General features: G+C 59.4%; 11 protein-coding genes and 2 pseudogenes. 9 read left to right on the top strand and 4 right to left on the bottom strand.

Going from position 1 to position 14,177, the window contains the following annotated elements:
• Window positions 1-177: 177 nt before the first annotated feature.
• Entirely contained in the window at window positions 178-1,365 is a 1,188-nt protein-coding gene (locus PQR42_RS44925) for an FIST signal transduction protein (protein ID WP_408495984.1), read from the bottom strand.
• A gap of 823 nt (window positions 1,366-2,188) precedes the next feature.
• On the bottom strand, window positions 2,189-3,130 hold the full coding sequence (locus PQR42_RS44920) for a LysR family transcriptional regulator (protein WP_408495982.1): 942 nt from the start codon (window positions 3,128-3,130) through the stop codon (window positions 2,189-2,191).
• Window positions 3,131-3,238: 108 nt separating this feature from the next.
• Here PQR42_RS44920 and PQR42_RS44915 point away from each other — a divergent pair, with 108 nt between their 5' ends.
• From PQR42_RS44915 to PQR42_RS44905, 3 genes are all read left to right on the top strand, one after another.
• Complete coding sequence (locus PQR42_RS44915) at window positions 3,239-4,387, top strand: alkene reductase (RefSeq protein WP_408495986.1); 1,149 nt, start codon at window positions 3,239-3,241, stop codon at window positions 4,385-4,387.
• Between the two features lie 56 nt (window positions 4,388-4,443).
• The gene (locus tag PQR42_RS44910) at window positions 4,444-5,238 is read left to right on the top strand and encodes an SDR family NAD(P)-dependent oxidoreductase (protein ID WP_408495980.1); all 795 of its coding nucleotides are present in this window, start codon (window positions 4,444-4,446) and stop codon (window positions 5,236-5,238) included.
• A gap of 285 nt (window positions 5,239-5,523) precedes the next feature.
• The gene (locus tag PQR42_RS44905; protein WP_408495978.1) at window positions 5,524-5,991 is read left to right on the top strand and encodes an NAD-dependent epimerase/dehydratase family protein; all 468 of its coding nucleotides are present in this window, start codon (window positions 5,524-5,526) and stop codon (window positions 5,989-5,991) included.
• Window positions 5,992-6,037: 46 nt separating this feature from the next.
• On the opposite strand, the gene PQR42_RS44900 is transcribed toward PQR42_RS44905, so the two are convergent.
• Window positions 6,038-6,796, bottom strand: a complete 759-nt coding sequence (locus tag PQR42_RS44900; RefSeq protein WP_408495976.1) for an IclR family transcriptional regulator — start codon at window positions 6,794-6,796, stop codon at window positions 6,038-6,040.
• Window positions 6,797-6,942: 146 nt separating this feature from the next.
• Here PQR42_RS44900 and PQR42_RS44895 point away from each other — a divergent pair, with 146 nt between their 5' ends.
• From PQR42_RS44895 to PQR42_RS44875, 5 genes are all read left to right on the top strand, one after another.
• Complete coding sequence (locus PQR42_RS44895; protein WP_408495974.1) at window positions 6,943-8,214, top strand: Rieske 2Fe-2S domain-containing protein; 1,272 nt, start codon at window positions 6,943-6,945, stop codon at window positions 8,212-8,214.
• Window positions 8,215-8,274: 60 nt separating this feature from the next.
• Window positions 8,275-9,054, top strand: a complete 780-nt coding sequence (locus PQR42_RS44890; protein WP_408236664.1) for an SDR family NAD(P)-dependent oxidoreductase — start codon at window positions 8,275-8,277, stop codon at window positions 9,052-9,054.
• Between the two features lie 11 nt (window positions 9,055-9,065).
• Window positions 9,066-10,031 carry a PDR/VanB family oxidoreductase gene (locus PQR42_RS44885; RefSeq protein WP_408495972.1) on the top strand — a complete coding sequence of 322 codons (966 nt, stop codon included), beginning with the start codon at window positions 9,066-9,068 and terminating at the stop codon, window positions 10,029-10,031.
• A 98-nt stretch (window positions 10,032-10,129) separates the two neighbouring features.
• Window positions 10,130-11,380: an MFS transporter gene (locus tag PQR42_RS44880; protein ID WP_408495970.1), complete on the top strand. Its 1,251-nt coding sequence runs from the start codon at window positions 10,130-10,132 to the stop codon at window positions 11,378-11,380.
• Window positions 11,381-11,473: 93 nt separating this feature from the next.
• The gene (locus tag PQR42_RS44875) at window positions 11,474-12,559 is read left to right on the top strand and encodes a porin (RefSeq protein WP_408495968.1); all 1,086 of its coding nucleotides are present in this window, start codon (window positions 11,474-11,476) and stop codon (window positions 12,557-12,559) included.
• Between the two features lie 371 nt (window positions 12,560-12,930).
• Here PQR42_RS44875 and PQR42_RS44870 read toward each other — a convergent pair.
• Window positions 12,931-13,597 (bottom strand): annotated as a pseudogene (locus PQR42_RS44870) (proline racemase family protein); the annotation flags it as partial.
• A 223-nt stretch (window positions 13,598-13,820) separates the two neighbouring features.
• On the opposite strand from PQR42_RS44870, the pseudogene PQR42_RS44865 reads away from it, so the two are divergent.
• Window positions 13,821-14,177, top strand: a pseudogene (locus PQR42_RS44865) (sel1 repeat family protein); the annotation flags it as partial.

Genomic DNA, 14,177 nt, shown 5'->3' with positions numbered 1-14,177 from the left:
ACGCCGTTCGTCGCAAAAGTCCACGTATAGACCTGGGTCGCCAAACGCGTCATTGACAAGCCATGGTTTGAAGAGGGCGTGCATGAATCTGTCAGGGCAGCGTACGAATGGGTCTGGTGGATAAACGTAGTATGGATCGTCTTCGTGCTGTGGCAAAAATCAGAACCGTCCGGCGCCTCAGTCCCGGCTCGTGAAGACCGTCAATACGCCGGTGTAGCCGTAAAGGTGATTCCTTGCAATCTCGCCGCCGGCGAAGAATCCCACCAGCGGTACCTCACCTAGCGCATTTCGCACCGTCTGCAACTCCGCATGCCGCGCTCCGAAGTGCGGCCCGCCCCGTCCCGAGCAACTGACATATAGGGCGCCCGACATGTGCCCCGCCGTGCCGCTTTCCAGTTCCGCGCGGATTTCCGTTGCAATGCGCACCAGATCGACCCGGGCGGCCTCGGGATTGCGCGTGCAAAAGGCCAGATGCATGCTGGGCTCGACCCGATCCGCAATTGCCAGGACGCGGTGCTGGGTATCCACGCCCACCAGGTGCCGCACGAGTGTATCCGCGCCGAACTTTCCAGGCCATTTCGGCACGTCCTCGGCGCCGGTGCTCAAGCCCGCCAGGGTGGTAGACAGCGCCTGCGACAATGCATCGATTGGCAGATCCCGGTCGAGTCCAAGATCTTGCAACACGCAATCGAGTGCGGGCTTGCCGTCCAGCGTGACCACCAGATTGTGGTCGGCCTGGGTGATGGCGCGCACCGGCCCGATGGGCTGGCAGCCCTGCGTCACGCGTGAGATCAGACCGACCTCGGGGCCGAAGAGCACGCCGGACACTCCCCCGGTGAACACGCCATTCGCCATGTGCAGCGGACGGTTTCGCGCCGAGGACAGGCCGCCGAAGAGATAACCCGTGGTCGTGCGGGCGCTCAATTCGTGCAGCAATTCTTGCACGTCCGGCGTGCTGCCCTCGGCATGGACCAGCGCGGTATGGGCCACGAACCCGGAGGAGGATGTCGCAGGCAGGGGCTGCAGACCGGAGAATAGCCGGAACGATTCACGTGGCAGCGGCGCGAGCATCAGCACCAGGGCCGGTTCGTCGATGTATTCGATGCCGCTGGCGGCCACGCCGACACCGGCCGTACCGACCCAGGCGACGCCTCGCTGACCCCGGTGCAGTTCGTCGAGGATCGCCTCGGCCGCGGGTGCGAAATAGTCGCTCACATAACACCAACCGAGCGTGAACGGAGCGGATTCGTCAAGCTGCGCCGCACGGGCCGCAATTTGGGTTTGAACTTGCCTCTGGCACTCGGCGAGAGCCACCCGCCAATCGGCGTGGGCAGCGTGAGCGTGGACAAACGAAGCGTGGGACATGGCCCCAACCTGTCGAAGACAACACTAAATTGGACCTCCGCTGGCACGGCATGTTCAGCCGGCCGTTGAGAAACCCGCGATCAAACCGGCCGCTAGGGCTTGCGGTTCGGTCAAGCGTGAAGTCGGTCCACCAGGTAACCCGCGCCCGAACGATAATTGGCGATCCGCATTTCCGCACGGCGCTTGTTTAGCACCTGTGCAACGTTGGCCCGCCTGACCTCGATCAGGTACTGGGATCCAATGGCTGCAATTGGCGTGTGCCCTGCTAAGGCGGCGCTTTTCCGGTGGGTGAAAGCCATGTCCGGTAAACGCTTCAGCCGGAAGCAAACGGGAGCAGTCACGGAGGTATTGAAAACGCTGAAGCCTGCGGGCACAGCATACGCACGTGTACTCGACTTCTGTCGACGAGAAGGGTGGTCGCAAGGTGCGCCATCCGATGGCGTTGCTCGCGGCGAACCGGTGGAGTCTTGAAATCGTACGTCTTGCGATATGGCACGTGGAAGTGAATTCCGCAAGGCGTTGCTTGACCTGACTGCGCGGATGCTTCCCAACTGTTTGCTCGTCTGTTCAGGCCAGTTCCTGCCAATCACGTCATGGGCACAACCCCTGATGTCCGCGACCGGCGCTTGTCGACCCACAACCGCCTTTGGACCTGGGGGCATCGCTAGGGCAGTTTCCAAAGGTATAGCGGTCTTTCGTTGGGCAAGGTTGCGGCGGCCGTCCAACCGCTCGACACAGTGCACGGCGGTTCCCACTGCTGGTCGAACATGACTACAGCAACGGCCCACTTGATTAGCTTTGCGAAACGTTATCCGTCTCTTTTTTAACCGGCCGCGGCGTCGACGTTCAACCAGGCGTCGAGGTCACCCGTCGCTTTGCCAAAGCGCTCTACCAGGAAGTCGAGAAGCGCCCGAACACGCGGTGCCATGTGCCGGCTGGGCTGATACAAGGCATGCACGGGGACATCCGGAGACCGCCAATCCGGCATCAGGATAGTCAATTTCCCCACGCGCAGATCAGATCCAATGTCCCATATCGATTTCATGGCGATGCCGTGACCCGCCACCGCCCACTCGCGAGCAAGCGCACCATCGTTGGTCTCTCGGGAATTTGCCAGCGGTACGGTATTAGTCTCGACCTCCTCGTTGCGCGTGAACCGCCATTCGTTCGCAAGACCGGATGCTGACGCCAGGACGATGCAGTCGAAGCGATCCAGATCCTGCGGGTGCTCAGGCACGCCATGCGTTGCCACATACTCAGGCGATGCACACAGCACGCGTCGATTGGGCGCGAGACGCCGCGCGACAAACGAACTGTCCGGTGGCACGCCGAACCGGATGGCAAGATCGATGTCATCGTGCAACAGATTCAACAACGAATCCGATAACACAACCGCGAAACTGACCTCCGGATACTGCACGTTGAACTCATCGAGCCAGCCCTTGAGGACATGACGGCCAAAGTCCGATGTCGCCGAGATCCTGACCTTTCCGCGAACGATACTGCGACCGGCCTGTAACGCCGCATGAGCGTCGTCAAGGGATTGAAGCGCCTGCTGACAATGAAGCAGATAGATCCTGCCCTCCTCCGTCAGCCGTAACTGCCGCGTCGTGCGCTCGAAGAGCCGTGTATGCAGGCTCGTTTCAAGTTTGAGCAGACGTGCGCTCGCGGCTGCAGGAGAGAGTCCGAGCTTGCGTCCTGCTGCCGACAGCCCACCAAGGCTTGCCGCTTCAACAAAAAGCCGGATGTCTCCGAGGTTGTCCATGATATTTCCGTTTTTTTTGAAAATGATTCAAATGGTATCCCGATTATCAAACGGCACCGGACTCCGCATAATCCGCTACATCCTTAACGGAGTCCGGAGACCAGCATGATGTCAATCACCGCCACGCCGCTTTTCACGCCCGTAGTCGTTGCAGGCCACACGCTCGCTCATCGTGTCGTCATGGCACCCATGACACGCGCTCGTAGCACCCAGCCCGGCGACGTGCCCAACGCGATAGACGCCCGCTACTACGCACAGCGCGCCTCGGCCGCCCTGATCGTGACCGAGGCGACTCAGATCTCGCCTCAGGGCAAAGGGTATTCGTTCACGCCGGGCATCTACAGTCCCGAGCAGGTCGCCGGATGGCGACTGGTGACCGATGCGGTCCACTCGGCAGGCGGCCGGATCTTCCTGCAACTCTGGCATGTGGGCCGCATGTCCCACGCTGATTTCCAGAACGGCAAGTTGCCGGTGGCACCCTCCGCCGTCTCCTTCGATGGTCAGATCTGGAAGGTCGATCCCACCACCGGCATGGGTGCCATGGTTGCCTCACCGACGCCGCGCGCACTGACCCGCGACGAGATCGACGATGTTGTCGCGGATTTCCGCCAGGCCGCTCGCCATGCGATCGATGCGGGCTTCGACGGGGTCGAGATCCACGGCGCCAATGGCTACCTCATCGATCAGTTCCTGCGTACCAAGTCCAACGTGCGCACCGACGAATATGGGGGCTCGCGTGAGAACCGCCTGCGTTTTCTCAAGGATGTCGTCAATGCCGTGGCGGACGAAGTGGGCGCAGAGCGCACCGCCATTCGCCTCGCGCCGTTTCTGACTGCCCGTGGCATGGCGTGTCCCGATATCTTGCCGACCATCCTCGCAGCCATCGAATTTTTGCAGGCACGCGGTATTGGCTATCTGCACCTCGCCGAAGCGGACTGGGACGACGCACCGCAATTCACCGAGGAATTCCGCAAGGCCATTCGCGCCCGGTTCAAGCGTCCCATCATCGTGGCGGGCAACTATGACAAGGCGCGTGCCGATTGGGTTCTGTCCAGCGGGTATGCCGACCTGGTCGCCTTCGGCCGACCATTCGTCGCCAACCCGGACTTTCCGCGCAGGCTCGCCGAAGATTTCCCGCTGGCCAGCTTCGACGGCAGCACGCTGTTCGGCGGCGACGAGCGCGGTTACACCGACTATCCCGTTGCGCCGGAAGCAGCGGCATCCGACAAGGTCAGTGAAGCGCTCAGCCTTTCCTGAAGTCCGATGTTGCGCGCAACGTCAATACCGGTCCAACCCGCAGCAAGGAGCAGAAGATGTTTGTCTATCGCGGTTCAACCGCCTTGATCACCGGCGCGTCCAAAGGGCTTGGAAAAGTCTTTGCACAGACCCTTGCCGCGCGCGGCATGAACCTGGTGTTAGTCGCCCGATCCGCCGACGCATTGCAGGCCCTGGCGACCGACCTTGCTGGGAGGTACGGCGTGGAATCCATCCCGCTCGACGCGGACCTCGGCGATCCCGACGCAGCTCAGCGGATCGCTCAGGAACTCGAGCGCCGTGGCGTTCAGGTGGACCTGCTGATCAATAATGCAGGGCTTGGTCTGACCGGCAGCTTTCTCTCGCATGAACTTGGGAAAAAGCAGTCTGAGATCCAGGTCAACGTACACGCGCTCACCACACTGAGCCACGTGTTTGGCGGCGGCATGGCAAAGCGTGGCAGTGGCGGCATCATCAACCTCGCGTCCAATGCAAGCTTTCAGCCACTCCCCTATATGGCCACCTACGCTGCGACCAAGGCGTTCGTTCTTTCCTTCAGCGAGGCGCTGCAATTTGAACTCGCAGGAACGGGTGTTCACGTGATGGCTGCTTGCCCGGGGCCTACAGCAACGAGCTTCTTTGATGGGGTGTCGACCAACGTGTCGCCCAAAGACATGGACAGCTCGGATTCGGTCGTTCAGCAAACACTGAAGGCGTTCGACCAAAGGAAAGTCGTCGCTTACCCCGGCCGGACAAGCGTGCGAGCCGCTACGTGGTTGTCGCGATTGCTTCCGCGAACGCTGGTTGTTCGCATCGCAGCCATGGCCAGCGGCAAGATGGGACTCCACGGCTAACAGAACGTGGGGCGATCACAGCACAGGAAAGTGAATTGCATTCACGGACCTACCTGACGAAGCAGGAAGCCATTGAGGAGCGGCGCCGACTTTCGCATTTCAGGCGGCACGCGAAGCGAGTGACGACGAATCGGGTAGCCGCGAAATCCGAGGACATCGACCCGGTCGGTCAACCCAAACATGGTTCTGTGTCGTTCAAGGAGCGCCGTCGGGTGTGAGCGAGTCGCATGGGCATTCGCCGGGTCTGTACGGCGGTTTTAACTCTCAGATCAATTCGAAGTGGATATGAAACAGCAGCAAAGCATGCCGACCCCGCCAGAAAGAAACACGATGAAGATTCTGGTAACCGGAGCGACCGGCTATATCGGTGGCGCTGCCGCCAGGGCACTCGTCAAGCGCGGCTACGAGGTCTTCGGCCTTGCGCGATCGGAAGATTCCGCTGGGCGGCTTCGCCTCGCCGGCATCACCCCTGTTGCTGGCGACTTCGCTGACACAGCGAGCCTGATCAGTGCGGTCGCCGAAGTCGACACGATAGTCAGCACGGCAAGCATCGGATCGCTGGCGGGTAGTGCTGAAACGTTCGCGCAGGATCGGGACGCAATTCGCGCGATGCTCGGCGCTGTCGAAGGCTCGGGCAAGACCCTGATCTTCACCAGCGGCTCGGCGGTCCTTGGCATCGTCAACAGCGGCGAGGCAACGCATGACGTATTCAACGAAGATGTTAGCTTCACTCGAAACGGTCGAATATCGTGACTGGACATGTACTCAGGAGTCGACACCGCGTTCGAATATCTAAGGTTCAAGGCTTATGCTGTCCAAGCAGTCGCGATAGGTTGCCAGTCGCCTGCTTGAGCAGTTCACCGAAAAAAGCAACACGCTGCTCGTTAACGCGGACGCTGGGACCAAAAATACAAAGCGAACCCGCAACCTGATTCGCGCCATTGAAGAATGGCGCGGCCACAGCGACTGCACCCTCAATCAGTTCGTGTTGACTCGTGCCGAACCCCTTGGTGCGAATGTGCTCGAAATCACTCATTAGCGCCGACACATCCTGGTCGGGGTCAACAAGATAGCGCCGCAGCTCGTCTGGCGTGAGGCGCATCTGCGAAAGAATCGTGCGCCCACTCGCCCCGCGCACGAGCTTCTCGCGATAGCCGACGCCACGTCGGAAGCTGAGTGGCTGATTGCTCTCTAACTCGGCGACGCAAATCCGATCCGTGTCGTCAGGAACGAACAGAGCGACGGTCTCCGACGTGGCTTCCCAAAGATTTCGAAGCACCGGTTGAGCGAGTTCCGCGATTCGGTTGTCACTAAGCCAAACGTGAGCTAACTGTGCAACCGACCTACCCAGCTGGAGCCGCTGCGGTTCACCCGACGAGGAAAGAAACCCTGCCTGCTCCAACGTATTAAGTAGCCGATACAGAGTTGGACGGCTGAGATTCACTCGAGTGAGCAGTTCAGCAACCGTCAGCGATTTGTCCCCAGCTTTGAACGCCAAAAGTATCTCCAACGCCCGCTCAACCGCGCGAACGCTCTCGTGCGCCTTCTTTTCTTCCATTTTTCCTTATCCCTTTGGGCGATGCCGTCTGCGCCATTGTAGAGAAATCCCCTATCTCCCCATGCTTGAAGTTTACGCCGCCTGTCCGTAGAATGAAATCACGGTCTCATCAGACGGACAATCTCACAAACGATTTGGAGTTGAGCATGGACAAGAACATGTCGGAAACGCTGGTGCGCACTGGTCCGGGCACCGCAATGGGCAACCTGATGCGGCGCTATTGGGTGCCGATTCTGCTGGCGAGCGAAGTCGCCGAGCCAGACTGTCCGCCCGTGCGGGTACAAATCCTCGGCGAAAAGCTGCTCGCGTTTCGCGACTCAGACGGCAATGCGGCACTGATTGACGAGTTCTGTTCGCATCGTGGCGTGTCGCTGTATTTCGGCCGCAACGAGGAAAACGGCATCCGGTGCTCGTATCACGGTCTCAAGTTCGACCGAAACGGGAACTGCGTGGAAGTGCCGTCGGCGCCGCAAGCGTGCAAACACATGAGCATCACGGCTTACCCGTGTATCGAGCGCGCGGGCATTGTCTGGGCCTACATGGGGCCGAAGGACAAACAGCCGGCACCACCGGACCTCGAATGGTGCAATCTGCCAGCGGACCACGTTTTTGTGTCCAAGCGTCTGCAGGAGTCGAACTATCTTCAGGCGATGGAAGGCGGCATCGACACGAGCCACGTGTCGTACGTGCATCGTTATGAAGTCGACGAAGACCCGATGCATCAGGGCACCAAAGCGCTCGAGTACATCAAGGCCGACGGCAACGTTATTTTCGAAATCGAGAAGCAGCCGTTCGGGCTCACGCTCTTTGGACGACGCAATGGCGAGCCGAACTCGTTCTACTGGCGCGTCACCCAGTGGCTCTTCCCGTGGTACACGCTGATTCCTCCGTTTGGCGACCACTCGTTGGCAGGCCACGTCTGGGTGCCGATTGACGACCACAACTGCTGGTCATGGAGCATCAATTTCCGACCGGACCGTCCGTTGTCCGAGGAAGAAATGAACGACCTGAATGCGGGCAAAGGCATTCACTGCGAATACGAACCGGGAACGTTTCGTCCGAAGGCCAACAAAGCCAACGACTACCTCATTGACCGTCAGGCACAGAAGGACAAGCGCGCGTACTCGGGCGTCTTTGGCTTCGCGATGCAAGACGCATCGTTGCAAGAAAGCATGGGGACTATCCAGGACCACAGCAAAGAGAAATTGCTTCCGACGGACCGCGCCATCGTAATGGCTCGACGCATGCTGTACGAGGCCGCCACCGCGCTGACGGAGGAGTCCCAACCTCCCGCTATCGATGCCGACCAGCAGCGGGTGCGTGCTGCGGGCGCATTGCTTCCGCGCGACCAGAAGCCGCAAGAGTGGGCTGTTATTCACCTCGCGGACGGGAAAGGCCAGCCGATTTACTCCATCTGAGCGAGCACAACGTCTGTCATTCATCTCTATCAAAGGAGGCCGGCGTCATGCCGGCATGAGATGCAAGGTTTAAGACTTAGAGACAAGGTCGCGCTGATTACAGGCGGCGGAGGTGGCATCGGGGCCGCGACTGCACGCATATTCTGCGACGAAGGCGCAGCAGTTGTCCTCGTGGACGCGAATGCACAAGCGCTCGCCAAGGTTTGCGACGACCTGCTCAGCCGCAACTCCGAAGCAAGGGTTCAAACGTATGTCGCTGACGTCGCGAGCGCTGACCAGGCGACTGCAGCAGTCGAACTCGCCACGCGTACGTTCGGCCGACTTGACGTGCTCGTCAACAATGCCGCGATGCGTAACTACAGCACGCTCGCCGATGCGACGCCAGAAGAATGGCAAAGCATGGTGTCGGTGAATCTGGTGGGAACATCGAATTACTGCAAGGCCGCGCTGCCGCGTCTGCGAGCTGCGGGCGCTGGGAGCATCGTCAACGTGTCGTCCTGCTACGCGGTGACGGGTCGCAAAGGCATGGGTCTGTATGACGCGACCAAGGCCGGCATGCTCGCAATGACGCGTACTCTCGCATTTGAGGAAGCGGACCAGGGCGTCCGCGTGAACGCCATTTGCCCGGGCTCGACGCTCACCGACTTCCACGTCAATCGTGCAAACGCAGCCGGAAAGAGCGTCGAGGTGCTCAGGACACAAAGGCAGGACACGTCGTTGATAGGTCGATGGGCATCTCCGGAGGAAGTCGCATGGCCAATTCTCTGGCTTGCGAGCGACGAGGCGTCGTTTATCACCGGCACCACGCTGATGGTCGACGGCGGTCTATCGATTATGTGACGGTAAGAGCGATGAACGATTCCACAATGACCCTTCGCGTTGCGCGACGAAATGTCGAGGCTGATGGCATCGTCAGTTTCGAACTCGTGAGCCTCGACGGTCGCGATTTGCCCGCGTTCGATGCCGGTTCACACATTGACGTCCACTTGCCTACGGGACATGTGCGGCAATACTCGCTTTGCAGCGCGCCCCACGAGCGGACTCGTTACCAGATTGCCGTATTGCGTGAGCCTCAGTCTCGGGGTGGTTCCGCGGGCATGCATGAAGCAGTCCACGAAGGAGCGGAACTGCGGGTTAGCATACCTCGGAATCACTTTGCCCTCACGTCTGGCCCAGCTACGCATCTCCTGCTAGCCGGGGGCATCGGACTCACGCCGCTACTCTGCATGGCGCAGCACCTTGACCGTGCAGGCGGAGACTTCGAACTGCATTACTGTGCGCGCTCACGTTCACGCGCAGCGTTCGTAGAGCGACTTGCGAACGAACCCTGGTCCGAGCGGGTGCAATACCACTTTGACGACGAAAACGAGCAACAACGACTCAACCTGGAGTGCCTGCTTAAAGAGGCAACCTCCAGTACGCATCTTTACGTCTGCGGTCCGCAAGGCTTCATGAACGCCGTGCTGGATGCGGCGCGCGCCGAGGGCTGGCCGGAGAATCGGCTCCATTATGAGTTCTTTTCGGCCCCCGCCGTCGACACGTCATCCGATGAGACGTTTGAAGTGTCCCTCGCACGCACAGGGAAAACGGTGGCGATTCCCGCAGACCGCACAGTGACGCAAGCCCTTGCGGACGCTGGAATTGATGTTCCAGTTTCGTGCGAGCAGGGCATCTGTGGAACCTGTCTCACTCGCGTACTCGACGGGGAGCCAGACCATCGGGACCTGTTCCTGTCTCCGGAGGAGCAGGCACGCAACGACCGGTTCCTGCCGTGTTGCTCACGCTCGAAATCCGGGCGGCTCGTGCTGGACCTGTAACGCTGCAATCCGGCAATACACGCCCTGCGTTCTTTGAATGCCGGATGTCGAACGAAAGAAAAAGAGGGCGGCAAACGCACGCCCTTCCTGGAGGAGTCGTGGAAAAGAATCTGACGTCATCGAGTGACGCCCGGGGCGCGGTCTGGGCCGCATCAAACGCCGGTGAAACGGAGGCAAGCCCTTATCGTTGGGTTGCTCTGTTTATCGTTTGGGCAGCATTCCTTCTCAGCTATGTTGACCGCGTCGCATGGAGCACGGTCGCAGCGCCCGTTGGCTCATCGCTTGGCATCCAGGTTTCGCTACTCGGCGCCTTCGTGACCGCGTTCTACGCAGGGTATGTTGTAGCAAACATCATCGGCGGCATGCTGACAGACGTCCTCGGCGGAAGGGTCATGATGACACTTGCCTTGCTGCCGTTGGGCGTCTTCACATTCTGCTTTGGTGAGACGACGTCGTTGACAGTAGGTATCCTGATTCAACTGGCAATGGGTTTTGCCGCCGGCGCAGATTATTCCGCTGGCATGAAAGTGATTCCAGCGTGGTTCACACGAGACCGTGGCCGAGCGATGGGCATCTACACAACGGCGACATCGCTGGCTGTGGTGCTCGCGAACGCAATTGTGCCGTCAATCTCAGCCCAGTACGGTTGGTCCAGCGCTTTCCGCATGCTGGGCATTGCCACATTTGCCTGGGGCATCGTCTCCCTTCTGTTTCTCAAGAATCGTCCAGGAGGCGAGCGAGCCCCGACACGGAACAGTGCAAAGGAGATGCTCAGCCTCTTGCGCAATCGCAACCTGATTTTTCTATCGATTGCCGGGTGCGGCGGACTTTGGGCGACCGTTGGATTTGGTGCTTGGGGAAATGCTCTGATGACGCGGCAATACGGAATATCCCCAGTCGTGGCTGGCTCAATCATCGCGTCCTTCGGCATCGGCGCTGTCATCGCGAAGCCGACGCTCGGATGGATTTCTGACCTGCCCGGAATTTCACGGCGGCTGATGTCCATCCTGGTCCTCGTCGCGTTCGCCATCATGCTTGTGATTTTCGGGATGTGCTCGACGGTCACACAGTTTTATATCGTCGCGCCGGTTCTGGGCGCATTCTCATACGGCTACCTGCCGGTGCTGATGGCACAGGTGAGCGACGCATCCGGAAAACGTCTGGCGGGAGCGAGCGCCGGTTGGACAAACGCGATTTGGCAGCTGGGTAGTGCTGTGTCTCCTTTGGCCGTCGGGCATGTATACGGCGGGACACACTCCATCGTGCTCGCGGTTCTCACGCTCGCTATCGGGCCAGTCGTCGGAATGATAGCGATGTTGTTCGTGGGCAAGCGCATCGCCCAGGTCTAAACCGCTACACAAGGTGTGACGCGAGTCGAGCAATTCGGTCACATGCAAAATCTATAAATTAGTACACCTACAAAGATATACAAGGAGATAAGCTTGAATTCGAACCACACTACCCAACTGGCAAGGACTGTGCTCGCCGCTACGATATGTTCTTCGGCGAGTATCGCGGTGCACGCTCAGTCCTCGGTAACGCTATACGGCATTGTTGACTCGGGTGTCGAGTACGTAACTCATGCTGCCAAGCAAGGTGCCGGCAACGTATTTCGCATAAACACCGGCAATCGTATCAATTCTCGTTGGGGCTTCACCGGAAAGGAGGACCTAGGAGCAGGCCTGCGCTCGATTTTCACACTCGAATCTGGCTTTGCGACGAATAACGGGACATTGCAACAAGGAGGCCGGCTGTTTGGCCGCCAGGCGTTTGTCGGACTGGAGAGCGACAAGTTTGGCGCCGTCATGGCTGGGCGGCAAATGACGCCGATGTATCGTTTCTTCTTGACGCTCGACCCGCTCAACTATTCTAGCTATGGACTTTCGGCGCAGGATTCGCAGTTTGTTGGACGCGCAGATAATGCGCTCGAGTATCTGGGGCATGCTGGCCCGTTCGAGCTCAACGCGCTTTACAGTTTTGGCTACGATTCGACGATTACCAACGGTGCCCAGGTCCCAGGAGAGTTTCGTGTTGGCAAGCAATTTGATGTCGGTGGCCGGTACCGGCAAGGCCCGTTTAATCTGAGTTTGGTTTATGAGCAGCGCCAAGGCACGACTGTCGCCTCGTCCGGAAACAGCGAACGACGCTATCTCGCGGGCGGTTCGTGGACCATCGGTGACGCGACCTTCTACGCTGGTTACGAACTTCTTTTGAACGACATTGTCGCTACGCTTGCCGCCTCCCCGCCTCAGACCATGGCATTTGGAGGCCTCCGCTATAAGATAACGCCCGCGTTTCAAGTATCGGCGGCCTCTTACTATCATGCGTTCCGGACAACTTCTGCGCACGCGGTGAGTTCAGGGGTCAACGCAGATTACCTGCTATCGAAACGCACCATGCTTTACACAGATATAACGTACGTCATCAACAGCGCAAAATCTGCTTTGAGTGCAACAGGGTCGACCACCCCAATCGCGACCGGTGCGAACCAACTTGCGGTTGTTGTCGGAATTGTGCATTCGTTCTAGGTCAGTCTTGGTCGCCGGGACACCGCGGATTGCAAAAGATTGAATGCGTTGGCGGCACGCGTCCGCGTCTAAAGGTAGCCCGAACGACCACGAGACCAATCCATTCCGCGACTCTTGGTCAGACGGGCCGACGCCGGCCACATCATCAACACCGCACCCGATTTTCATCATCCATCGGCGTATCCCGACGTCCCGGTAACTTGCGCTCCTGTACCTTGCGCTGGTAGCGGCAGACCTAACTCGTCCAGAAAGACACAGTTTTCGGACAGGTTTGGTGAGGAATCACACACTTTTCGGACATGCCACGGCAGTCCGCGCTTTGAATCGCGCAGGTTTCGGTCACGAGCAAGGTGACCGAGCGTCACATATTTGGAGCCCACGTGCCGCGGCATGTTAGCAATGATGGTCCCGTAGATGTGGTTGATTTCCGGAATGTCCGGATGTCGGATGGGCCTTGTTTGCAGCCTCCTTGACCTCGGCGCCGAAGCGAATGAGTTCCTCGACAGAAGACTCCCGCACTTCGAGGCCGTGAGGCGCGCCGTCAGTGTAGAAGTAGAACGCGCCACCGAAAGCGATGTCGCCCTGGACCTTGTCAAACGACGGGGTCTCGACCGTGACATCCTGCTTCCAGATGAACGATGGAACGTTCTCGAAACGAACGTTGCCGGCATGCTCGCCGTCGACGCCTCGATAAAACCGCATGGCGCGTCGATGCCGATGCGAGTCTCGGGAGTTTTGCGCTGGACCCAGCCCAATTCGGCAGCCACGGTAGACAGCGCGATAAAGCCGTGTCCGCAGTGTTCCCTGTAGCCCTCGTTGTGAAGGGAGATGACGCCGAAGTCGGCGGTGGACTAATCGGTTCGGTCAGGTAGCCACCGTACATGTCAGCGTGGTTCAAGCACCAACGCCTTTCGAATCTCGTCGGCGTTCTCTTTCAGCCATGCACGACGTTAACGATGGTGTCACCCGGCAGGCGAGGAAGCCGCTCGTGAAGATGCGGAACGCCTCTCCGCCGGTTTGAACTTCAACTGCCGAAATAGTCCGGCGTGATGTTCATGTGTGCCGGTCGTTATCTCAAGACCCAACTCGGCGACTTCACATACGTTTAAGATTCAGCAGCGGGACACCCGCGCCCCGCCGCCGTCTTGAGTGCGCCAACATTCGAGTACCTGACGAGCGTCGCCAACCAATGACGGGGCGCAGGCGAGAGGTGCGGTGAGGTATCATCACCCTCTTCACTCACCACAGGACGCGAAATCTGATGTCGGCAGATTCCAGCTGGTTGGGTCAAATTGAACGCGAGTGGGCGCAACTTCGCCAGTGCGACCCGTCACTCGACGTGGAAAGGTTCTTCCGGCACGTTGTATCAGCAAACAAGGTCGGATTTCTTTCACTTGAATCTATCGCGGCCATTGCGAATGGCCTGCTCACAAGCCCGTTGTCGGGCGCGCCTTATCTCGGCCGGCGACTGCTTGAACGGGTTGGCCCTGGCCGGCATCCCTCCCTCCGGGTCGCGCTTGCACTGTCTCTTGTCACGGAGACAGGTGGGCCTGCGGATTACGAGGGCGGACACGTCATTCTGGGCGACGTGCTGAAGGACGATACCGCGAGCGAGCCA

Source organism: Paraburkholderia sediminicola (assembly GCF_046027355.1).
GTDB lineage: Bacteria > Pseudomonadota > Gammaproteobacteria > Burkholderiales > Burkholderiaceae > Paraburkholderia > Paraburkholderia sediminicola_B.
This window is presented reverse-complemented; position numbering and strand designations above follow the sequence as displayed.

Coding starts and splice junctions, on each gene's coding strand:
- PQR42_RS44915 (WP_408495986.1), top strand. CDS start 3,239: ATGTCAATCACCGCCACGCCGCTTTTCACGCCCGTAGTCGTTGCAGGC.
- PQR42_RS44910 (WP_408495980.1), top strand. CDS start 4,444: ATGTTTGTCTATCGCGGTTCAACCGCCTTGATCACCGGCGCGTCCAAA.
- PQR42_RS44920 (WP_408495982.1), bottom strand. CDS start 3,130: ATGGACAACCTCGGAGACATCCGGCTTTTTGTTGAAGCGGCAAGCCTT.
- PQR42_RS44890 (WP_408236664.1), top strand. CDS start 8,275: ATGCAAGGTTTAAGACTTAGAGACAAGGTCGCGCTGATTACAGGCGGC.
- PQR42_RS44925 (WP_408495984.1), bottom strand. CDS start 1,365: ATGTCCCACGCTTCGTTTGTCCACGCTCACGCTGCCCACGCCGATTGG.
- PQR42_RS44900 (WP_408495976.1), bottom strand. CDS start 6,796: ATGGAAGAAAAGAAGGCGCACGAGAGCGTTCGCGCGGTTGAGCGGGCG.
- PQR42_RS44885 (WP_408495972.1), top strand. CDS start 9,066: ATGAACGATTCCACAATGACCCTTCGCGTTGCGCGACGAAATGTCGAG.
- PQR42_RS44895 (WP_408495974.1), top strand. CDS start 6,943: ATGGACAAGAACATGTCGGAAACGCTGGTGCGCACTGGTCCGGGCACC.
- PQR42_RS44905 (WP_408495978.1), top strand. CDS start 5,524: ATGAAACAGCAGCAAAGCATGCCGACCCCGCCAGAAAGAAACACGATG.